Annotated in this window: 21 protein-coding genes; 12 read left to right on the top strand and 9 right to left on the bottom strand. The window is 65.1% G+C overall.

The window, feature by feature from the left end; genetic code table 11:
- The first annotated feature begins 29 nt into the window (after nucleotides 1-29).
- The 6 genes from ggt to SSA01S_RS07530 all read left to right on the top strand — a co-directional run bounded on the left by ggt (nucleotide 30) and on the right by SSA01S_RS07530 (nucleotide 5,200).
- Entirely contained in the window at nucleotides 30-1,775 is a 1,746-nt protein-coding gene (ggt, locus tag SSA01S_RS07550) for a gamma-glutamyltransferase (protein ID WP_170171851.1), read from the top strand.
- A 72-nt stretch (nucleotides 1,776-1,847) separates the two neighbouring features.
- Nucleotides 1,848-3,635, top strand: a complete 1,788-nt coding sequence (locus tag SSA01S_RS07545; protein WP_061779896.1) for an AMP-dependent synthetase/ligase — start codon at nucleotides 1,848-1,850, stop codon at nucleotides 3,633-3,635.
- A 197-nt stretch (nucleotides 3,636-3,832) separates the two neighbouring features.
- A complete protein-coding gene (locus SSA01S_RS07540) occupies nucleotides 3,833-4,069 on the top strand; it encodes a helix-turn-helix transcriptional regulator (protein ID WP_061779895.1) in 237 nt (78 codons plus the stop codon).
- The gene (locus tag SSA01S_RS20155; protein WP_272867548.1) at nucleotides 4,069-4,200 is read left to right on the top strand and encodes a hypothetical protein; all 132 of its coding nucleotides are present in this window, start codon (nucleotides 4,069-4,071) and stop codon (nucleotides 4,198-4,200) included. Before SSA01S_RS07540 ends, SSA01S_RS20155 begins: the two co-directional genes overlap by 1 nt.
- Complete coding sequence (locus tag SSA01S_RS07535) at nucleotides 4,197-4,685, top strand: hypothetical protein (RefSeq protein ID WP_061779894.1); 489 nt, start codon at nucleotides 4,197-4,199, stop codon at nucleotides 4,683-4,685. Before SSA01S_RS20155 ends, SSA01S_RS07535 begins: the two co-directional genes overlap by 4 nt.
- Entirely contained in the window at nucleotides 4,682-5,200 is a 519-nt protein-coding gene (locus SSA01S_RS07530) for a hypothetical protein (RefSeq protein ID WP_061779893.1), read from the top strand. Before SSA01S_RS07535 ends, SSA01S_RS07530 begins: the two co-directional genes overlap by 4 nt.
- Before the next feature lie 67 nt (nucleotides 5,201-5,267).
- Here SSA01S_RS07530 and SSA01S_RS07525 read toward each other — a convergent pair whose 3' ends face one another.
- Nucleotides 5,268-6,791, bottom strand: a complete 1,524-nt coding sequence (locus tag SSA01S_RS07525; protein WP_058746844.1) for a fumarate hydratase — start codon at nucleotides 6,789-6,791, stop codon at nucleotides 5,268-5,270.
- A gap of 144 nt (nucleotides 6,792-6,935) precedes the next feature.
- On the opposite strand from SSA01S_RS07525, the gene SSA01S_RS07520 reads away from it, so the two are divergent.
- The 4 genes from SSA01S_RS07520 to SSA01S_RS07505 all read left to right on the top strand — a co-directional run bounded on the left by SSA01S_RS07520 (nucleotide 6,936) and on the right by SSA01S_RS07505 (nucleotide 12,863).
- Nucleotides 6,936-9,587 carry a putative bifunctional diguanylate cyclase/phosphodiesterase gene (locus tag SSA01S_RS07520; RefSeq protein ID WP_061779892.1) on the top strand — a complete coding sequence of 884 codons (2,652 nt, stop codon included), beginning with the start codon at nucleotides 6,936-6,938 and terminating at the stop codon, nucleotides 9,585-9,587.
- A gap of 69 nt (nucleotides 9,588-9,656) precedes the next feature.
- Nucleotides 9,657-10,115, top strand: a complete 459-nt coding sequence (locus tag SSA01S_RS07515) for a DUF3429 family protein (RefSeq protein ID WP_061779891.1) — start codon at nucleotides 9,657-9,659, stop codon at nucleotides 10,113-10,115.
- Nucleotides 10,116-10,453: 338 nt separating this feature from the next.
- On the top strand, nucleotides 10,454-12,370 hold the full coding sequence (locus SSA01S_RS07510; RefSeq protein ID WP_061779927.1) for a ribonucleoside-diphosphate reductase subunit alpha: 1,917 nt from the start codon (nucleotides 10,454-10,456) through the stop codon (nucleotides 12,368-12,370).
- Between the two features lie 61 nt (nucleotides 12,371-12,431).
- A complete protein-coding gene (locus SSA01S_RS07505) occupies nucleotides 12,432-12,863 on the top strand; it encodes an endonuclease domain-containing protein (RefSeq protein ID WP_061779926.1) in 432 nt (143 codons plus the stop codon).
- Between the two features lie 74 nt (nucleotides 12,864-12,937).
- Here the strand turns inward: SSA01S_RS07505 and SSA01S_RS07500 are convergent, their stop codons facing one another.
- Nucleotides 12,938-13,189 carry a DUF2171 domain-containing protein gene (locus SSA01S_RS07500; RefSeq protein WP_058716985.1) on the bottom strand — a complete coding sequence of 84 codons (252 nt, stop codon included), beginning with the start codon at nucleotides 13,187-13,189 and terminating at the stop codon, nucleotides 12,938-12,940.
- Between the two features lie 56 nt (nucleotides 13,190-13,245).
- On the opposite strand from SSA01S_RS07500, the gene SSA01S_RS07495 reads away from it, so the two are divergent.
- Nucleotides 13,246-13,443, top strand: coding sequence for a hypothetical protein (locus SSA01S_RS07495; RefSeq protein WP_061779890.1), 198 nt, complete (start codon nucleotides 13,246-13,248; stop codon nucleotides 13,441-13,443).
- A gap of 46 nt (nucleotides 13,444-13,489) precedes the next feature.
- On the top strand, nucleotides 13,490-14,545 hold the full coding sequence (locus SSA01S_RS07490) for a ribonucleotide-diphosphate reductase subunit beta (protein ID WP_061779889.1): 1,056 nt from the start codon (nucleotides 13,490-13,492) through the stop codon (nucleotides 14,543-14,545).
- A 367-nt stretch (nucleotides 14,546-14,912) separates the two neighbouring features.
- Here the strand turns inward: SSA01S_RS07490 and SSA01S_RS07485 are convergent, their stop codons facing one another.
- The 7 genes from SSA01S_RS07485 to SSA01S_RS19965 all read right to left on the bottom strand — a co-directional run.
- Nucleotides 14,913-15,194, bottom strand: a complete 282-nt coding sequence (locus SSA01S_RS07485) for an HNH endonuclease signature motif containing protein (protein WP_061779925.1) — start codon at nucleotides 15,192-15,194, stop codon at nucleotides 14,913-14,915.
- Nucleotides 15,195-15,339: 145 nt separating this feature from the next.
- Nucleotides 15,340-15,972, bottom strand: coding sequence for an outer membrane protein (locus tag SSA01S_RS07480; RefSeq protein WP_058753435.1), 633 nt, complete (start codon nucleotides 15,970-15,972; stop codon nucleotides 15,340-15,342).
- A gap of 231 nt (nucleotides 15,973-16,203) precedes the next feature.
- Nucleotides 16,204-16,530, bottom strand: coding sequence for an MliC family protein (locus SSA01S_RS07475; RefSeq protein ID WP_061779888.1), 327 nt, complete (start codon nucleotides 16,528-16,530; stop codon nucleotides 16,204-16,206).
- Complete coding sequence (locus SSA01S_RS07470) at nucleotides 16,527-16,868, bottom strand: hypothetical protein (protein WP_058753437.1); 342 nt, start codon at nucleotides 16,866-16,868, stop codon at nucleotides 16,527-16,529. Before SSA01S_RS07470 ends, SSA01S_RS07475 begins: the two co-directional genes overlap by 4 nt.
- A 78-nt stretch (nucleotides 16,869-16,946) precedes the next feature.
- Nucleotides 16,947-18,194 (bottom strand): multidrug effflux MFS transporter, encoded by a 1,248-nt coding sequence (locus SSA01S_RS07465; protein ID WP_061779924.1) that lies wholly within the window; start codon nucleotides 18,192-18,194, stop codon nucleotides 16,947-16,949.
- A 134-nt stretch (nucleotides 18,195-18,328) separates the two neighbouring features.
- The gene (locus SSA01S_RS19455) at nucleotides 18,329-18,823 is read right to left on the bottom strand and encodes a hypothetical protein (RefSeq protein WP_156477704.1); all 495 of its coding nucleotides are present in this window, start codon (nucleotides 18,821-18,823) and stop codon (nucleotides 18,329-18,331) included.
- Nucleotides 18,823-19,804 (bottom strand): peptidoglycan-binding domain-containing protein (locus tag SSA01S_RS19965; protein WP_082794988.1); only part of this gene is annotated, 982 nt, incomplete at its 5' end. The genes SSA01S_RS19965 and SSA01S_RS19455, both read right to left, overlap by 1 nt.

Genomic DNA, 19,804 nt, shown 5'->3' with positions numbered 1-19,804 from the left:
GGGCGAGGCTTGCCGCTAGGGTCGCGGCCATGAAGCACTGGCTCTTGTCCGTCGCGGCGCTCGCGCTGCCGCTCGCCGCGCCCGTCGAAGCGCGCCAGCCCGCCGCCAAGGCTCCCGCCACCGGGATGGTCAGCGCCGCCGATCCGCGCGCGGCCGCCGCCGGGGTGGAAATCCTGCGCGCAGGGGGCAGCGCGACCGACGCCGCGATCGCGACGATGCTGGCACTGAACGTGGTCGAGCCGCAAAGCTCCGGTATCGGCGGCGGCAGCTATTGGGTGCGCCATGACGCACGCGGCACCAATACGATCGACGCGCGCGAAACCGCGCCGATGGCCGCGACGCCCGACTGGTTCTACGGCCCCGATGGCCGCCCGCTCAGCCATGCCGATGCGGTGCCCGGCGGGCGTAGCGTCGGCGTCCCCGGCGCGCTGCGCGGCATGGCGCTGGCTCATGCGCAGGGCGGCAAGCTGCCCTGGGCGCGGCTGTTCCAGCCCGCCATCCGGCTGGCGCGCGACGGATTCAAGCTGACCCCGCGCCTCCAGACCGCGCTGACCCGCTATGGCGGCCATGTCGATGCCACCACCCGCGCGCGGCTGACCGGTCCCGACGGGCAGGTGCTCCCGCTCGGCAGCATCATCCGCAATCCCGAACAGGCCGCCCTGCTGGAGCGGATCGCCAAGCTCGGCCCCGACAGCTTCTATGTCGGGCCCCAGGCCCAGAAGCTGGTGACGACGGTGAACACCGCGACGCGCAATCCGTCGAAGATGACGACCGGCGACCTGGCCAGCTACGCCGCCAAGCCACGCCCGCCGCTTTGCGCCACCTATCGCGGCTATCGGATTTGCAGCATGGGCCCGTCCTCGGGCGGCGGTTCGACCATGTTGTCGATCCTGAAGCTGCTCGAACGCTTCGACATGGCCAAGCTGGGCAAGGATTCTCCGCAAGCCTGGCATCTGTTCGCCGAAGCCTCGCGCCTCGCCTATGCGGACCGCGACATGTATCTGGGCGATCCCGATTATGTCCGGGTGCCGATCAAGGGGTTGTTCGACCCGGCTTATATCGCCAGCCGCTCCGCGCTGATTGCGCCGGACCGCACCATGGCGTCGGTGTCGCCCGGTACGCCGCCAGGTGCCCCGCCCCGCGTGCGTGCGCCGGTCAGCGAGGTGCCCGGCACCACCGATCTCGTCACCGTTGACGCCGCCGGTAACGTTGCCGAGGTGACGACCACGGTCGAGGGTTCGTTCGGCTCCGGCCTGTCGGTCGACGGCACGATGTTGAACAACGAGCTGACCGATTTCGACATCGTGCCAGTCAAGGACGGCGATCTGGTCGCCAACCGGGTCGAAGGGGGCAAGCGCCCGCGCAGCTCGATGTCGCCGACCATCGTCTATGGCCCCGACGGCAAGGTCCGGCTGGCGGTGGGTGCTGCGGGCGGGGCGACCATCATCACTCAGGTCGCCAAGGCGATCATCGGCGTCATCGACTGGAAGCTGAGCGCGCAGGACGCGATCGCGCAAGGGTTGCTCTTTGCGCCCTATAAGGTTGCCACGGTCGAACAGGGCACATCGCTGGAGGCGCTGGTCCCCGGCCTGCAAGCGCTGGGCGAGACGGTGGTCGTCGCGCCGATGGGGCTGAAGGCCAATGCCATCGAGCGGATCGGCGGCCGCTGGGTCGGTGCCGCCGATCCGCGCAGCGAAGGCGTCGCGATCGATGTGACCGGACGGACCAGCGCGATCACCCGCGTCGGCGACAAGCCCGGTCGCCCGGCGGAATAACCCTTACGACATTACAACAAAGAGCCCGCTCGCGCGTTACGTCCAGCGATACGGGCCGGTGGGAGAGACACCATGCGTACGCTCGAATATTTCCCCAATCTCGTCACCATGTTCTTCGCGCGCGCCGCCGAGAAGGGGGACGCTCCCTTCCTGTGGCGCAAGGACGCCGGGGCCTGGCAGTCGATCAGCTGGGCCGAGGCCGCGCGCCGGGTGGCCAGCCTGGCCGCGGGATTGAAGGCGACCGGTCTCCAGCGCGGCGACCGGGTGATGCTGGTGTCGGAAAACCGCCCCGAATGGTGCATCGCCGACCTCGCCATCATGGCGGCGGGCTGTGTCACCGTGCCGACCTACACCACCAATACCGAGCGTGATCACACCCATATCATCGAGAATTCGGGCGCGCGCGCGATCATCGTGTCGACCCAGAAGCTGGCGGCGACGCTGATGCCCGCCGCGCTCCGCTCCAACCATGTCCAGACGGTCATCGGGTTCGAGCCGCTGAAGCTCGGGCCGTCGCATATCGACTGCCACCAATATGACGCGATGATCGCCGCGCATCCGACCGATCCGGCAAAGGCGGCGACGCAGGCCGACTTCACCCGCGAGGACCTGGCCTGCATCATCTATACCTCGGGCACCGGCGGTGCGCCGCGCGGGGTGATGCAGCATCACGGCGCGATCCTGCACAATTGCGCCGGATGCAGCGCGATCATCGAGGAGGATTTCGGCTGGGGGGACGAGGTGTTCCTGTCCTTCCTCCCCCTCTCCCACGCCTATGAACATACCGGCGGCCAGCATTTCCCCATCTCGCTGGGCGGCCAGATCTATTATGCCGAAGGGCTCGACAAGCTGGCCGCCAATATGGAGGAGGTCGGACCGACGATCATGTTCGTCGTCCCCCGCCTGTTCGAGGTGCTGCACACCCGCATCGCCAAGGCGATCGAGAAGAAGGGCGGGATGGGTGCCAAGCTGCTCGACCAGGCGCAGACGCTCGGTCGCCGCAGCTATGACGGCCGCCTGCGCCTGATCGACCGCCCCGCGCAGTTGGCGGTCAACACGCTGTTCAAGCCCAAGATCGCCAAGCGCTTCGGCGGGCGGCTGAAGGCAATGGTATCGGGCGGCGCGCCGCTCAACCCCGAGATCGGGCTGTTCTTCCACTCGATCGGCCTTACCCTGCTCCAGGGCTATGGCCAAACCGAAGCCGCGCCGGTCATCGCCTGCAACCGCCCCAAGTCGGGCGTGCGCATGGACACGGTCGGCCCCCCTCTGCTCGACACCGAGGTGCGGATTGCCGAGGATGGCGAGATCCTGGTGCGCGGCGAGCTGGTCATGCACGGCTATTGGCGCAACCCGGTCGAGACCGAGCGGGTGCTCAAGGACGGCTGGCTCCATACCGGCGATATCGGCGAGTTCGACGCGGCCGGGCGCCTGCGCATCACCGACCGCAAGAAGGACCTGATCATCAACGACAAGGGCGAGAATGTCGCCCCCCAGAAGGTCGAGGGCATGCTCACCCTCCAGCCCGAGATCGGCCAGGCCATGATCGCGGGCGATCGGCGGCCCTATATGGTCGCGCTGATCGTGCCCGATGCGGAATGGACCGCCGAATGGTGCGCCAAGTCGGGCACGGGCTGCAACCGCGCCGCGCTGGACGACGATCTGGACTTTCGCGCGGCGATCTCGTCGGCGATCGACCGGGTGAACCGCGACCTGTCGGTGACCGAGCGCATCCGCCGCTTCATCATCGCCGACGAACCCTTCGCGATCGAGAACGAGCAGCTCACCCCGTCGCTGAAAATCCGCCGCCACGTCCTGCGCGAGGTGTATGGCGAGCGCCTGGACGCGCTCTACAAGAATTGAAGCTCCCCCATTCCTCCCCTGTAAGGGGAGGGGGACCATGCGAAGCATGGTGGAGGGGGGTCGCCCCTATCGAGAGCGTGACACCCCTCCGTCAAGGCTGACGCCTTGCCACCTCCCCTTGCAGGGAAGGAATGATAGACCGCGCTCACCCGAAACGAATCGTTGTGTAAACACAACGCCTCGTATAGCTTGCCTATATGCACAACCGCATCGCCCTGTTCCGCAACGACCGCAACGTATCGCGGCGCGAGCTGGCGGAGGCGGTCGGCGTCAATCCACAGACGATCGGCTATCTCGAACGCGGCGACTATAAGCCCAGCCTGGAACTCGGCCTGAAGATCGCCGCCTATTTCGACGCGCCGATCGAGCTGGTCTTCTCCCTCTCCCCCTTCCCCTCGCTGACCGACGCCCTGCGCCGGGATGGAGACGCCTGATGCGCTATGACGCCCGCTTCGAGCCGCTGGAGCCAGCACTCCCCACGACGGCGCTGACGTCACTGTTCACGACGCTGCCCGCCCTGTTCGCCGAATTCGCCATTCCTTTGCCACAGGAGGACGCCGCATGACCGGTTATCGCGACGGATATGATATCCGCAAATGGTATGCCGCCAGCCTGAAGGAGCGGCCGCGTCGCTACTGGGTCCGCTGGGCATTGGCCGGGGCGACCATGGTCGCGCTGACGGCGACGGCACTGTACGGGACGGACGGACATCCGCCGCTGTTCCTTTCGTTCCTGCCCGGCTTCGTCATCGGCTTTTCGCCTTTCGCGCGGGACAGCTGGGCCGCCGACAAGGGCCTGGGCGTGTATGACGAGTTCGAGCATACCGCGCTGCTGCGCGCCACCGCCCGCGCCTTTGCCGCCTATATCGCCCTCGTCGCCCTGCTCGTCAGCTGGATGATCACCGCCCCCGGCCTGGGCTGGCCGGTGCCGACCCGGCCGATGCAGTGGACCGGGTGGCTCGTCACGCTCTTGGTCATCGGCATCAGCCTGCCCGCGACCTTTGCCGAGTTCATGGTCCCCATGCCCGATGCCGAGGACGAGACGCTATGACCAACCAGCGGTTTTTCGCGCGGCTCGATACCATGGTCGAGTGGACGGGCATCCCGGCGCTCGCCAAGGGCACGCCGAAGCGTCGTCCGCTGCGCTGGCCCGCGACACTCGCGCTGGCGCTGGCCTTTGGCGGCTATGGCTTTTCGGTACTCCACGCGATGGGCTTCCCCGCCGCTTCGCTGGGCTATGGCATCGAGATGCTGGGGTTCGCGATCGGCTGTTTCGTCCAGATCTGGGGGCCGCTGAAGCCCTTTGGCAGCATGGAGCGGGCCGACGAATGGGACCGGGCGGTTCGGGCGCGGGCCTATCTGGTGACCTTCGCGGTCTTTGCGGTCACGACGATGGTCGCGCTGGCGCTGATGATGGCCGCGCTCGCCTTCGACTATTCCCGAGAGGCGGTGATGCAGGGCGGTGCGCAGACCCTGTTCCTGCTGTTCGCCATCCTCAACGCCATGCCGACCGCCCATGCGAGCTGGTCGGTGCGATGGCAGCGGGACGGCGATCAGCCCGACTGAGCCTATCCGCCGTGTCATCTGAACGGCGGCGAAGCCCTCCCTATCACCGACAGGGAGGGCAAATGGATCACGCCGGGGTCAACAGGCCTTCCTTGGCAATCTTGTCGCGCCACACCAGCGGGGCCAGGGTGTGGACGTTCTGGCCCTCGGAATCGACCGCGACGGTGACGGGGAAGTTCTCCACGTCGAATTCGTAGATCGCCTCCATGCCTAGATCCTCGAAGCCGACGACCTTCGATCCCTTGATCGCGCGGGCGACCAGATAGGCCGCGCCGCCGACCGCCATCAGATAGGCGGACTGATATTCGCGGATCGCGTCCGTGGCGGCGGGACCACGCTCGGCCTTGCCGACCATCGCCAGCAGGCCCTGGTCGAGCATCATGCGGGTGAACTTGTCCATGCGAGTCGCCGTCGTCGGGCCCGCCGGGCCGACCACTTCCTCACCGACCGGATCGACCGGGCCGACATAATAGATCACCCGGCCCTTGAACTCGACCGGCAGCTCCTCGCCGCGATCGAGCATGTCCTTGATCCGCTTGTGCGCGGCGTCACGACCGGTCAGCATCTTGCCGTTGAGAAGTAGCCGATCGCCATGCTTCCAGCTCTTCACCTCTTCCGGCGTCAGCGTGTTCAGGTCTACGCGGCGAGCCGCCTGGAGGTCCGGCTTCCAGTCGACTTTGGGCCATTCCTCCAGCTTGGGCGCCTCCAGATAGACCGGCCCGGAGCCGTCCAGCGTGAAGTGCGCGTGACGGGTTGCGGCGCAGTTGGGGATCATCGCCACCGGCTTGGACGCGGCGTGGGTCGGCCAGTCGAGGATCTTGACGTCGAGGATGGTGGACAGGCCGCCCAGACCCTGCGCGCCGATGCCCAGCGCATTGACCTTGTCGAACAGCTCGATACGCAGCGCCTCGATATCGTTGCGGGGACCGCGTTCCTTGAGCTGGCCCATGTCGATCGCGCCCATCAGCGATTCCTTGGCGAGCAGCACGGCCTTTTCGGCGGTGCCGCCGATGCCGATGCCCAGCATGCCGGGCGGACACCAGCCCGCACCCATTTGCGGCACCATCTCCAGCACCCAGTCGACGATCGAGTCGGACGGGTTCATCATCTTGAACTTCGACTTGTTCTCCGACCCGCCGCCCTTGGCCGCGACGTCGACCGTCACCTTGTTGCCCGGCACCATTTCGACATGGAGAACGCTCGGCGTGTTGTCCTTGGTATTGCGGCGGGTGAAGGCGGGGTCGGCGAGGATCGAAGCGCGCAGCTTGTTCTCGGGGTGGAGATAGGCGCGGCGCACGCCCTCATCGACGACTTCCTGCAAGCTGCGGTCGCCCGACAGGCGGCAGTCCTGGCCCCATTTCACGAAGACCGTGACGATGCCGGTGTCCTGGCAGATCGGGCGATGCCCCTCCGCGCACATACGGCTGTTGGTCAGGATCTGCGCGATGGCATCCTTGGCCGCCGGGCTCTTCTCGGCCTCATAGGCCTTACCCAGCGCACGGATATAATCCATCGGGTGATAGTAACTGATGAACTGGAGCGCGTCGGCCACGCTCTCGATCAGGTCGGTGTCGCGGATCAGGGTCGTCATGGAGTGGCCTTTTGCGACAGCGGGGCCGCGCGCGCAACGCCCGTCGTTCACCGGTCCGGCGATTCGCGATGATGCCGCGCTTCAATCAATCTTAACCTCGATTCGCGAGGGTCGGTCGAACCCCAGTGGAACCGCGATATCCCCATGCCGTCCGCCACCGACCGAATCCCCTTTCTGGCCCTGATCGGTCTCGTCGAGGACAATGACGAGCTGCTGATCTCGTTGCACCTCGATCGGTTGAAGAGGCTGTGTCGGACATGGCCGCTGGCGATCCTGCAGAATCTCGTCACGGTGGCGATCATCGCGGGCTTCGGCGCGCTGAGCGATCCCCGGTCGGTGCTGATCGAAAAGGGTATCGGCTGCGCGGCCATGATGCTGGGCACGGTGGCGTTCGGCATCGTCCTGTGGCGGGGCCGATCGCGGCAATGGCCCTTCTACCGGTTCAAGCAATGGCTGAGCGTGATGGGTCTGGTCCTTTCGCTCACCACCGCGCCGCTGCTGCTGATCCTCACCCGGTCGCAGACCGGCAGCCATGACTGGGCCTCGGCGCTGACGCTGATCTGTGCGATGTGGGCGATGGCGGCGATGCTGAACCCGGTGCGCGGCGCGCTGCTCGGCTATTCCTTCGGCTTCGCGTTCCTGGCGCCGATCGCCGCGCTGGCGTGGGGCGTACCCGTCCTGCCCGTGCTGGCCGCCGTGGTGCCGCCGTTGCTGTTCCTGGTGCTGAAGGCGCAGCGCCTGGGCCGGATGGACTATGATGCGGCACGCGCGCGGGCCCGCGAGTTCGGCCAGGGGCAACAGGCGGTCAAGATGATCGCCGAGTTCGAGGAACATGGCACCGGCTGGTTCTGGGAAACCGATCGCCAGGGACGGCTGACCTATCTGTCGAAGAAGGTCGCCGACGATCTGGTCGGTCCGGACGGCGACTATCACGGTCATGCGCTGACCGAGCTGTTCCACATGGATTCCACCGCGCCGGGCAGCGAACGCACCCTGTCCTTCCACATGGCATCACGCACCAGCTTTTCCGACTATACGGTCTGCGCGGTGGCGGGCGGCCCCGCCGTCGCCGATCGCTGGTGGTCGATTTCGGGGCGGCCGATCATCGACAGCATCGGCCGGTTCCGCGGCTTTATCGGATCGGGGTCCGACCTTACCGAAAAGCGCCGGTCGGAGGCCGAGATTACCCGTCTGGCCCTGTTCGACAGCCTGACCGGCCTGGCCAATCGCCAGCGCATGAAGCTGTCGCTCGACAAGACGTTGAAACAGTCGGTCAGCCCCTATCGCCCGACCGCCTTGTTCCTGATGGACCTGGACCGGTTCAAGGCGGTCAACGACACGCTGGGCCATCCGGCCGGCGACCTGCTGCTGCAACTGGTTGCGCGGCGGCTGGAACAGGTGGTCGGCGATGTCGGGCTGGTCGGGCGCCTGGGCGGCGACGAGTTCCAGATCCTGCTGCCCGGCATCGACTCGCGCGACCGGCTGGCCAGCCTTGCGAAGGAAATCATCGTCACCCTGTCGCGCCCCTATGACGTGCACGGCAACGAGGTCACGATCGGCTGTTCGATCGGCATCGCCATCGCGCCGGAGGACGGCGCGGATTCGCAGACGCTGATCCGCAACGCCGACCTTGGCCTCTATGCCGCCAAGGGCGATGGGCGCGGCGTCCACCGTTTCTATGCCGAGGCGATGCTCGAGGGCGCGCGCAGCCGCAAGCGGATGGAGGAGGATTTGCGCGTCGCCATCACGCAAGGGCAGTTCCACCTCGCCTATCAGCCCGTCGTGTCGACCCGCGATGCGATGATCGTCGGCTATGAGGCGCTGCTGCGCTGGCGTCACCCGACCCAGGGCGATATCTCGCCCGCGCAGTTCGTGCCGATCGCCGAGGAATGCGGGCTGATCGAGCAGATCGGCGAATGGGTGATGCGTACCGCCTGCCTGGAGGCGGCGAGCTGGCCCCGCCCCGCGCGGGTCGCGGTCAACGTCTCGTCGATCCAGTTCGCCAAGCCGCATCTGCCCGCTCTCGTTTCTCAGGCGCTGGCGCAATCGGGGCTGGAGCCGTCGCGGCTGGAGCTGGAGATCACCGAAAGCGTGTTCCTGAACGACAATCAGGAGTCGGACCGCAAATTCGCTGCGCTCAAGGCGCTGGGCGTCCGCCTGGCGCTCGACGATTTCGGCACCGGCTATTCCTCGCTCGGCTATCTGCGCCGCGCGCCGTTCGACAAGATCAAGATTGACCAGTCCTTCGTCCACGGCGCGATCCGCGCCGGCAGCCGCAACGCCGCGATCATCCGTGCGATCGTGACGCTGGCCGACACGCTGGGCATGGAGACGACCGCCGAGGGCGTAGAAATCCAGGATGAGATCGAGCTGATCCGCGACCTGGGGTGCAGCCACATCCAGGGCTATGTCTATGGCAAGCCCGCCGGATCTGACGAAGTGCACCGGATGCTGCGCGACCGCGAGGGCCGCGCCGAGCCGGTCGGCCTGAAATCCAATCGCCGCCCGCGCATGAAGATCCTGCGCACCGCCCAGATCATGTCGGGCACCGCGACGATCGATGTGCGCATCCGCGACATGTCGACGACCGGCGTGATGATCGAGGGGCTGCCCCCCGCCTATATCGTATGCGGCGCGGCGATCGGTATCCGCCTGGGCGCGGACCGCCCCTTGCGCGGCTATATACGCTGGGAGCGCGAAGGGCGGGTCGGCATCGCCTTCGCCACGCCGCTGGCCGAGGATCACCCCTGGCTGGAAGGCGACGATAGCCACGACCATCACCGCCAGTCTGCGTGATGCCGCTCCCGCGGCAAGGGTAGGATTTACATCGGGATAGGAAACTGCCTCCCGCACGTTCGCGGCGTCATGACTGTTTCCGCCCCGACGCCCGAAGGCGCTTCGCCCCGCATCCCTGCGCTCAGTATCGTCTTCGGCTATGGCCCAGTGCTCGTCCTGCCGCTGGCCGCGCTGGCGGCCTGGGCGGGGGCGCCGCTGGCCCTGCTGATCGGGCAGATATGGGGCGCGGCCATCCTGATCTTTCTGGCGGGCGTGGCGCGGGGGCTCAGCTTCTTCACGCCGGGCGGGCCGCACCGGTCGCAGATGCTGGTCATGGGGCTGCGCTTCACCTTGGGGCTGCTCGCCCTGATCGCCGGGCCGTTGACGGCGTTCGTGCTGCTGATCCTGGGCTATGCGTCGATCGCGGTGACCGATCCCTGGACGGCCCGCTGGGGCGGAGCGCCCGAGCATTTCGCACGGCTGCGGCCACCGCAAATGGCGGTCGCGCTGGTCGGCCTGATCGCGCTGCTCCTATTGTCATTCGGTTAATCGCAAGCCCCTAAAAAAAATTTTAGGGGCTTGCGCTTCGCGAACCCCGCAGACATCCGTGCGTCGCGGCTTTTCGAGCGCCTGACGCCAGCGTCATTCGTCGCAACCAACCCGCTCTCCATGCTTTAGGCTCTTGCGGTCCCGCCCGGGATTTTCCACTATGGATTGTGGAAGAGGTCGGGGGCGGCCCCAAGCACTGGTAGGACAGGGACAAAGACCGGACACCGGAAACGGCGTCTTGTCCGACCCCCTGCCCGGATCGCGACGTACGCGGCGCGGGGTGTTACGGGGCATGATGCCGATTCGAACGGAACAAGAACAAAGGAGCGGCATCGATGATGGATTTCAGGGATAGCCGGGATAGCGACATGACGACTGATATGCTTGAGAAAATGGCCGCCGACACGGTAGCCGCGCCTGCCCCGACGCCCGCCGATACCAAGTCGGTGCGCCCGCAACCCTATCCGGTCGAGGTCGACCATGCGCGCGATGCGCGGCTCACCGATTTCGGCAAGGAAACGCTGAACGACCGCTACCTCCTGCCCGGCGAAAGCTATCAGGACCTGTTCGTGCGCGTCGCCTCGGCCTATGCCGACAATGCCGAGCACGCCCAGCGGCTGTACGACTATATCTCGAAGCTGTGGTTCATGCCCGCGACGCCGGTCCTGTCGAACGGCGGCACGGGTCGCGGCCTGCCGATCAGCTGCTACCTGAACTCGGTGCCCGACAGCCTGGACGGCATCGTCACCACCTGGAACGAGAATGTATGGCTGGCCTCGCGCGGCGGGGGCATCGGCACCTATTGGGGCCATGTGCGCGGTATCGGCGAGCCGGTCGGCCTGAACGGCAAGACCAGCGGCATCATCCCCTTCGTCCGCGTGATGGACTCGCTGACGCTGGCGATCAGCCAGGGTTCGCTGCGTCGCGGCTCGGCCGCCTGCTATCTCGACATCTCGCATCCCGAGATCGAGGAGTTCCTGGAAATCCGGAAGCCCAGCGGCGACTTCAACCGCAAGGCGTTGAACCTCCACCACGGCGTGCTGATCCCCGACGCCTTCATGGAAGCGGTGCGCGACGGTGCCGAATGGCATCTCAAGAGCCCCAAGACCGGCGAGGTCCGCGCGACCGTCGATGCGCGCGCGCTGTTCCAGAAGCTGGTTGAGACCCGCCTGGCGACCGGCGAGCCGTACATCGTGTTCGCCGACCATGTGAACAAGAACATGCCCAAGCATCATCGCGAGCTGGGGCTGAAGGTGTCGACCTCGAACCTGTGTTCGGAAATCACCCTGCCGACCGGCATCGACCATAAGGGCAAGGACCGCACCGCGGTGTGCTGTCTGTCCTCGCTCAACCTGGAAACCTGGGACGAGTGGAAGGACGACAAGCAGTTCATCGAGGACGTGATGCGCTTCCTCGACAATGTCCTGCAGGATTATATCGAGCGCCACGAGCCGGGCATGGAGCGCGCCGCCTATTCCGCCAGCCGCGAGCGGTCGGTCGGCCTGGGCGTGATGGGCTTCCACAGCTTCCTCCAGGCGCGCGGCATCCCCTTCGAGGGGGCGATGGCCAAGTCCTGGAACCTGCGCATGTTCAAGCATGTCAGCGCCCAGGTGAACCAGGCGTCGATGACGCTGGCGGTCGAACGCGGGCCCTGCCCCGATGCGGCCGATGTCGGTGTGATGGAACGCTTCAGCTGCAAGATGGCGATCGCGCCGACCGCGTCGATCTCGATCATCTGCGGCGGCACCAGCGCGTGCATCGAGCCGATCCCGGCGAACATCTACACCCACAAGACGCTGTCGGGTTCGTTCGTCGTGAAGAACCCCTATCTCGAAAAGCTGCTGATCGAGAAGGCGAAGAACGCCGAGTCCGTGTGGAACTCGATCCTCGAGCATGGCGGCTCGGTCCAGCATCTCGACTTCCTGAGCCAGGAAGAGAAGGACACGTTCAAGACCTCGTTCGAGATCGACCAGCGCTGGCTGCTCGAACTGGCCGGCGACCGCACGCCCTATATCGACCAGGCGCAGTCGCTGAACCTGTTCATCCCGGCCGATGTGGAGAAGTGGGACCTCCTCATGCTCCACTTCCGCGCGTGGGAGCTGGGCATCAAGTCGCTCTATTATCTCCGCTCGAAGTCGGTGCAGCGCGCCGGTTTCGCCGGGTCGGGCGGCGTCGAGGCGGACAACACGATCAGCGCACCGAAGTTCGAGATCGGGGAAACGACCGATTACGACGAATGCCTGGCGTGCCAGTGAGGTGATTTCCCTCTCCCCCCGGGAGAGGGAGGGAGCCGCGCAGCGGCGGAAGGGTGAGGGTGTGCGTCAATACGACAATCATCACTCCGGCACGGTGCAACGCGCCCGCCAGCTCCGCCGCGACGCGTCCGAACCCGAACGCCGTCTGCTTCGCGCGCTGCGTGAAACCTATCCGTATTTGAAATGGCGTCATCAGACGCCTCTTGGACCCTTCTTCGCCGACATGCTGTGCTTTTCCAAAAAGCTGGTCATCGAGGTCGACGGCGATACGCACGCCGCCGCGGAAGGGTATGACGCGTCGCGCGAAGATTTCATGATGCGCGAGGGGTATCGGACGGTTCGCGTGACGAACGCCGACGTGATGCAAAATCTCGAGGGGGTCCTCACCCAAATCTCCTTCTCCCTCCGGGAGAAGGAAGGGGCCCGCGCGGCAATGCCGCGTGGGAAGGATGAGGGTGTCGCACTCACGAAGAAAAAGGGCGGCGTCGCATGAACGACACCACCCTCACCCTTCCGCGCCCTGACGGGCGCTCCCTCCCTCTCCCGGTGGGAGAGGGAAAGTATGGCTCACTCCGCCTCTTCGAACTCGTCGACGGCGTTCTGTGCGGTCGCCGACAGGCGCACCGTGTTGCCTTCGACCTCGGCGACCAGGCCGATCGGCAGGTAGTGATGCTTGGCGCCCTGCCCGTCCTGAGTCTGGGGGCTGTCGTTCTTGGTCAGCTTGATGCGGTCGCCCTCGACATGGTCGACGGTCCCGACATGGACGCCATCCGCACCGACGACTTCCGCATGTTCCTTGATCTGGCTGACATCGACCATTGTTCGTCTCCTGTGTTGGGTTCGGGTTGGGAACGCGCCAGCCCGGAATTGGTCGCATGACAGGGGCGACGATCATGTACGGCGTTGCCGCCCTGTTAACCGGGATCGGTGCAACGCTGCTGCTGCAACTCCGCCGCCCGCAGTCGGACGAGGGCCGTTATGCCCGGCTGATCGCGGGCACCATGTTCGCCACGGGCGGGATCATTCTCGCCGGTTTCGCTACCGCTCTGCGCTCCTGGGCGAGCAGCGGCTGAACCGGCCTTCACCCTCTTCATCTCATTCGTACCCGGAGTAACCCCCATGTCCCTCCTTCAAGCCTCCAAGCAGTACAAGCCCTTCGAATATCCCTGGGCGTTCGAGTTCTGGAAGCGTCAGCAACAGCTCCACTGGCTGCCCGAAGAGGTGCCGCTGGGCGAGGATTGCCGCGACTGGGCGCAGAAGCTGACCGATCACGAGCGCAACCTGCTGACCCAGATATTCCGTTTCTTCACCCAGGCGGATGTCGAGGTGCAGGACTGCTATCACGAGAAATATGGCCGGGTGTTCAAGCCGACCGAGGTCAAGATGATGCTGACCGCCTTCTCCAACATGGAGACGGTGCACATCGCGGCGTACAGCCATCTGCTCGACACGATCGGCATGCCCGAGAGCGAATATGGCGCCTTCCTCGAATATGCCGAGATGAAGGACAAGCACGACTATCTGCAGAAGTTCGGCGTCGACAATGACGAGGATATCGCGCGCACGCTGGCCATGTTCGGCGGCTTCACCGAGGGCGTGCAGCTGTTCGCGTCCTTCGCGATGCTGATGAACTTCCCGCGCTTCAACAAGATGAAGGGTATGGGCCAGATCGTCACCTGGTCGGTGCGCGACGAGTCGCTGCACTGCGAGGGGATCATCCAGCTGTTCCACGCCTTCACCAAGGAGCGCGGCTGCCTGACCAAGGCGGTGAAGGACGACATCGCCGACCAGTGCCAGACGACGGTGCGGCTGGAGGACAACTTCATCGACCTGGCGTTCGAGATGGGCCCGGTCAGCGGCATGACGGCCAAGGATATCAAGAAGTATATCCGCTTCATTGCCGACTGGCGCCTGGGGCAGCTGGGCCTGAAGCCGATCTACATGATCGACGAGCATCCCCTGCCCTGGCTGACCCCGCTGCTCAACGGCGTCGAGCACGCCAACTTCTTCGAGACGCGCGCGACGGAATATTCCAAGGCGGCGACGCGCGGCCAGTGGAACGACGTCTGGGACGCGTTCGACACCCGCCAGAAGGCGAAGACCGCGAAGGCCGCCAACGAAGAGCCGAGCGAAACCGGCGACATGTTCTCGGCCGCGGGCGTCGCGGCGGAGTGATCCTCGAAAGGGCGGGCTTCGGTCCGCCCTTTTTTCGTTCGCGCGAAGCCGCGAAGAAATTTGGTTCGCGCAGAGGCGCGGAGGACGCAGAAAGGGCACGTGGCAGTCCTCGACTTGCCCCCCCCTCATCCTGAGAGTCGAAGACCGAAGGAAGGGCGTCGTCACATCCCTTATTTTCGGGCCAAAGGCCCAAATTGTTTGCCGCAAGCGCTCGCCTGACCGGCGATCCTCATGGCTTGGTCTTCAACGACACTCCCGCTGAAACGGATTGGGAGTGTAACACGCCAAAAAAACTTCTTCTCTGCGCCCCCCGCGCCTCTGCGCGAACCGACCTCTTCGCGTCATCGCGGCTTCGCGTGAACCGAAATCACCGACCAGCCCGCGTCGGCGCATGGAAATCCGCCGGTTTCCCGGCGATCCAACGCAGGAACCGCACCATATCCGGGTGCCCGCGCAGCACCGTAAAGTCGGAATAGCCCCGCGCCAGGTCCGCGTTGCTCAACGTCGCATGAATCGTCCGGTGGCAGATCGGATGCACCGGCACTGTCTCGCGGCCACCCTCGCTCTTGGGCACCGGGTGGTGCCATTCCACCTTCACGCCCAGCGGCCGCTCGCACATTGCACAGACCGGCGTCTCGCCAACCGCCATCCGTTCGGCGGCGGCCAGCAAACCCGCCTTGCGTTTCACCCGTCCGACCATCGCCACGATATGGGCATCGACGGCGCATAAGAAAACGGGGTCCGGCATCGCTGCCGAACCCCATTCCTTTACGCCAACTGGACCCCGAAAGGGATCAGAAGTGTGCGACGACACCCGCCATCGGGCGGAACGAATGCGCGTCGTCGAAGGTCGAAACTTCCATGCGCAGGCGCAGACCCGAGTTGCCGGTCAGGCCGCCCAGACCGATGTCCTTCGGGCCGACTTCGGCGCCGACGCCGTACACGGTGCCGTGATAGTCACGCTTCAGGTCGCCAGCGACGCCCGGAGCGAAGTTATGGAAGTTGTTCCAGCGATAGCCGACCTTGCCATAGAACAGGCCGCTCTCACCGGCGCGGAAGCCCGCGCGGCCATAGGCGCCATACTGCCAGTCGATGTCACCCGACACGCCCTTGGCGACCGAGCCCTCGGCACCGACGAACACGGGGCCCAGCGGGATGTTGGCACCGACGATGCCCTCGACCAGCGCGCCGTCCAGGTTGTAGCCCTTGGGCTGAGCGGGGATGCCAGCGACCGACTGGCGATCGAACTGCTCCCAACCACCCATGATCGCGACATAAGGCTCGATACCGAAGGCGCGGGTGCCGTCGGGAGCGGTCGCTGCGGGCGCCGGAGCCGCCGCGGTGTCGGTGGTGTTCATGTCCTGCGCCATGGCAGGCACGGCAACGAACGCAGCCGCCGCAGCGGCGACGATGGAAAGCTTACGCATACGAGATACCCTTCTTTTTTCTATGTGGGGCGGCGGATCGAACCGCTCAGCCCAGGCCCGCTTAACCGGTAAAATCGCCATGGGTTGCACGACAATCGACTTTTTTGGTCGCCTTGTCGGGACCTGTGTCAGGAAAACCACAGTTCCTGTCACCAACATGAACTAAATGGGGGCGGAATGCGGCAATGGCGGTTTTCCGCCACTTTTCGGCCGCTATTCCGCCCCGGCCGGTCAACCCATCGCGGTGCAGCGCAGAGAATCGCCGGTGGGGCGTGTCAAAACAACCTCACCCCCCTTGCCGCGCAGGTCATGGCCGAAGCCGGTGTAATGGATACCCGAGGCCACGGGCTGGCCCGCCAAGCGGATCTCCAGATCGTCGTCGAGGCGCATCAACGCGCTGTCATTGCGATTGTCGAAGCGCACCCAGAAACGGCTGCCATTGTCGCACTGGAAATTCCGGGACACCATCGATGGCAGACCCGCGCGCATGTCGGGCAGCGTCGAACAGCCCATCAGCACCAACCCTCCCGCCGACAAGGCAACGGGCAAGCGCATCATGGCCGCAGCGCGGCGTCATCGGCCTCGTCGATATCGCCGTCCGCGACTGTATCGTCCTCGAAATCCTCCTGGAGATCGTCCTCGTCGACGTCCTCGGCGTCCATGTCGACCGAGGCGTCGCTCGTCCCGACCTCTTCGGAGTCCATGTCGAGCTCGCCGATCGGCTCGTCCTCCACGCTGTCATCGCCCAGATCGGGTTCGAGATCGGTCAGCAGCACGCCGTCGCTGGGGCCGTCACGCGTCACCTCCAGGATTTCGGCACGCTGGCTCTCGTCATAACCTTCCTCGTCCCAGCCATCGTCGCCGGGTCCATGACTGGGAACCTGATGTCCGCCCATCGCTGCCTCCTCTTGAACTATGGAGGGTGGAACGGTGGGGTTGGCCGGGCGGTTCCCCGGCCGCGTTTCAGGCCCGCCTCAGGCGGGGCGGAACATCCGCCCGCGCTCGGTCACGAAGACGAAGGCAAAGGCCGCGATCCCGGCGATCAGAAAGCCCAGGGTCAGCGGCTGGGTGGTCCCGTCGAACGCCTGGCCGATGCCGGCCCCGACCAGCGAGCCGATGGTCACGCTGGCAAAGCCCTGTACGCTGGAGGCGGTTCCGGCGATCCGCCCCATATTCTCCATCGCCATCGCCGAGAAGTTGGAGGTCGCCAGGCCGAAACACGCCATGGTGATCGCCTGCAGCACCGCAAAGACGATCAGCGATTCCCCGCCGAAGCGCGCAATCACCAGATGAACCGCCGCCACCGCGATCAGGATAGCAACCGAGCTATGGCTGATCAGCCGCGTACCCAGTCGCATGACGATCCGCGAGTTGAGCAGGTTGGCCGCCGCCATGGTGACCGACGTCGTCGCAAAGATCAGCGCGAGCAACTTTTCGCGCCCGAAGGTCACCGCCATGATCGGCTGGATCGAATTGAGATAACCGTACAACGCCGCCATCAGCGCCGTCGCCGCCAGCGTATAGCCCAGCGACAGCCGATCGCTCAGCGTCTCGCGCCACCCGCTGGCGATGCGCGACAGCGAGATGGGCAGTTGCGCCTCGGCCGCCAGCGTCTCGGGCATCCGCAGCGCGAACCACCCCAGCACCAGCGTGGCGAGCCCCGCGATCACCCAGAAGATCAGCCGCCAATTGCCGAACAGCAGCACCAGCTCGCCGAACGCAGGCGCCAGGATCGGCACGATCATGAACACCATGAAGGCGATCGACATGACCTGCGCCATCGCGCGCCCGTGATAACAGTCGCGAACCAGCGCCACCGTCGCCACCCGCGTCGCCGCGATCGCCGCCCCGGCACAGATCCGTGCGGCGAGCAGCAGCGGAAAACTCGCCGCGACCGCCGCCAAACCGTTGGTGACGATATAGATGACCAGCGCGACGATCAGCACCCGCCGCCGCCCATAACGATCGGCCAGCGGCCCATGGATCAGCTGCGCCACCCCGAACCCGATCAGGAAGGCGGTAACGACGAACGGCCGCGCGGCGGGCGAGGCCCCCAGCGCCTCCCCGATGGCGGGCAGCGCCGGAAGCATCGAATCGATGCCGAGCGCGGTCAACGCCATCAGCGCGGCGATCAGCAGGACGAACTCGACAAAACCGATCGGCGCGCCCAGGGGTTCGGCGGTGACGGGCGTCACCGGATCAGCGGAACGGGATTCGGACATGATGCCTGTCACATAGGGATGATTGGCGGGCAGGGAAACCAACAAAGCGGAGTGCCTGCCCACAGCGCCGCAGCATTAAGCGCGCATCTCAACGAGGACTTCGGTATCCTAATGACGGCACATCCAAACCTCGATCAAGCGCATTCGGTAGCAAGTTGTCCGAACGCACCGCTGGAACGATTGGCGACATTGCCTGCTGGCTCAGGCCATTCACCAAGCGGAACAGACATCTCATGCCATCCGGACGCAGACGGCAACCGGCTTATTTCTCGCCCATTTCCATCGCGCGGAGCAAGGTTGCCAGCCTTGGTCCAATCGATGTTCGTTTCGCCTTTCGCCGTTACGAACGTCGTGTGACATTTGTCGATCGCTCGGACCCCCGTCACGGCCGCATTGTCCAGGGTCGCATGTCCTACCAACAAGCTCTCGAGCTGATGCGCAAAAATCTGATCAGCAGCCGTGGCAGACGAGGCTGGCCGCGTCGATTGGCTCGGCCGCATCGACGATGCGCCGGCCACCACCCCGGAGGGCCGCTCAACTGGCGTGGTATTTCCGGGCTGATCAGAAGCCGAACTACACCCTGCCAAAATCAGTACAGCGGAAGCACCGCAGGCCAAGAACATGGTCATCAATGATATTCCCCATATAATAGCATCTGTGTTTCAGCAGCCCGGCGCACTACCAGACTCTTGATCCTCTGCCCGCGGGAATAGACGTGCTTTGACAGTTCGACCGCAGCATCTTTCGGACGATGTTGGTTGATCAAAGCAGTAGTCCTTTTCCATCCACCGCCGGGATTATAGGCATAAGAAACCAGCGCATCGAATTCATATTGGTGCAGAGGGATTTTGATCGCGCGCCGCACCATGGCTTCATAGTGCCCGACAATGTTGGCCAGTAGGGCGGCCTGTTGCGTGTCGGACAGATTGATCGCGTCCTTGTTGACGCGAACGAAATCACCCGCCGCACGGCCACTTTTCCCTGCCCCTTCCGCAACGCGTTCAGCGGCAGCGGGATCGACCCCAAAGATGGATTTCAGATCATTGGCGACCTGCGCCCGACTACGGTCTTTCATATCGTATCCCGGACCGAGTGTAACACCACTCCCCATACTGGGGTGATGAAGGCGATTGCTGACCCCAGGCTGCGTTTCATGGCGGACAATGAAGAGTCGCCCCTGCGCCGACATCCGCATGCCCGCCACAGGCGCGACCGTGCCCGGCTGAACGGGCTGATACTCCGCTCGCCGCAAAGCGGGTTGCACGGCGGGTCGAATGGAGACTGGAACGATCTGGGGTCCAGCGAACTGCTTCTTGACCCAGGCCAAAATGGCATCCTCCGCAGCCTTTAGCGTGCCCATCATCTGGGTTAAGGCAGAAGGCTGACCGGTCGCATTGGCTTTTACAGACTTTTGGGCAAACAGCGCGCCCAATGTCTTTGGCCCTGCTATGCCGTCTGGCGGAAATAACCCAAGCCGACGCTGGGCTATGCGCACGGCGCGCTCTGTTCGAGGACCAAAGCGTCCATCAACTTCGACCTCAGGTACGAAGACCTTCAGCTTATTTTGAAGGGCGCGAACATCATCTCCGTGCTGACCAAGCTTTAGGTAA

The organism is Sphingomonas sanguinis NBRC 13937 (genome assembly GCF_001591005.1).
GTDB classification, from domain to species: domain Bacteria; phylum Pseudomonadota; class Alphaproteobacteria; order Sphingomonadales; family Sphingomonadaceae; genus Sphingomonas; species Sphingomonas sanguinis.
Note: the sequence above shows the minus strand (reverse complement) of the source record. Positions and strands in the feature narration are given on the sequence as shown.

Bases quoted from the DNA above. Each gene is read 5' to 3' on its own strand.
- SSA01S_RS07475 (WP_061779888.1), bottom strand. From the start codon at position 16,530: ATGATGCGCTTGCCCGTTGCCTTGTCGGCGGGAGGGTTGGTGCTGATG.
- SSA01S_RS20155 (WP_272867548.1), top strand. From the start codon at position 4,069: ATGCGCTATGACGCCCGCTTCGAGCCGCTGGAGCCAGCACTCCCCACG.
- SSA01S_RS07540 (WP_061779895.1), top strand. From the start codon at position 3,833: ATGCACAACCGCATCGCCCTGTTCCGCAACGACCGCAACGTATCGCGG.
- SSA01S_RS07490 (WP_061779889.1), top strand. From the start codon at position 13,490: ATGTCCCTCCTTCAAGCCTCCAAGCAGTACAAGCCCTTCGAATATCCC.
- SSA01S_RS07470 (WP_058753437.1), bottom strand. From the start codon at position 16,868: ATGGGCGGACATCAGGTTCCCAGTCATGGACCCGGCGACGATGGCTGG.
- SSA01S_RS07525 (WP_058746844.1), bottom strand. From the start codon at position 6,791: ATGACGACCCTGATCCGCGACACCGACCTGATCGAGAGCGTGGCCGAC.
- SSA01S_RS07465 (WP_061779924.1), bottom strand. From the start codon at position 18,194: ATGTCCGAATCCCGTTCCGCTGATCCGGTGACGCCCGTCACCGCCGAA.
- SSA01S_RS07535 (WP_061779894.1), top strand. From the start codon at position 4,197: ATGACCGGTTATCGCGACGGATATGATATCCGCAAATGGTATGCCGCC.
- SSA01S_RS07480 (WP_058753435.1), bottom strand. From the start codon at position 15,972: ATGCGTAAGCTTTCCATCGTCGCCGCTGCGGCGGCTGCGTTCGTTGCC.
- SSA01S_RS07530 (WP_061779893.1), top strand. From the start codon at position 4,682: ATGACCAACCAGCGGTTTTTCGCGCGGCTCGATACCATGGTCGAGTGG.
- SSA01S_RS07515 (WP_061779891.1), top strand. From the start codon at position 9,657: ATGACTGTTTCCGCCCCGACGCCCGAAGGCGCTTCGCCCCGCATCCCT.
- ggt (WP_170171851.1), top strand. From the start codon at position 30: ATGAAGCACTGGCTCTTGTCCGTCGCGGCGCTCGCGCTGCCGCTCGCC.
- SSA01S_RS07485 (WP_061779925.1), bottom strand. From the start codon at position 15,194: ATGGCGGTTGGCGAGACGCCGGTCTGTGCAATGTGCGAGCGGCCGCTG.
- SSA01S_RS07520 (WP_061779892.1), top strand. From the start codon at position 6,936: ATGCCGTCCGCCACCGACCGAATCCCCTTTCTGGCCCTGATCGGTCTC.
- SSA01S_RS07545 (WP_061779896.1), top strand. From the start codon at position 1,848: ATGCGTACGCTCGAATATTTCCCCAATCTCGTCACCATGTTCTTCGCG.
- SSA01S_RS07500 (WP_058716985.1), bottom strand. From the start codon at position 13,189: ATGGTCGATGTCAGCCAGATCAAGGAACATGCGGAAGTCGTCGGTGCG.
- SSA01S_RS19455 (WP_156477704.1), bottom strand. From the start codon at position 18,823: ATGACCATGTTCTTGGCCTGCGGTGCTTCCGCTGTACTGATTTTGGCA.
- SSA01S_RS07510 (WP_061779927.1), top strand. From the start codon at position 10,454: ATGGATTTCAGGGATAGCCGGGATAGCGACATGACGACTGATATGCTT.
- SSA01S_RS07495 (WP_061779890.1), top strand. From the start codon at position 13,246: ATGACAGGGGCGACGATCATGTACGGCGTTGCCGCCCTGTTAACCGGG.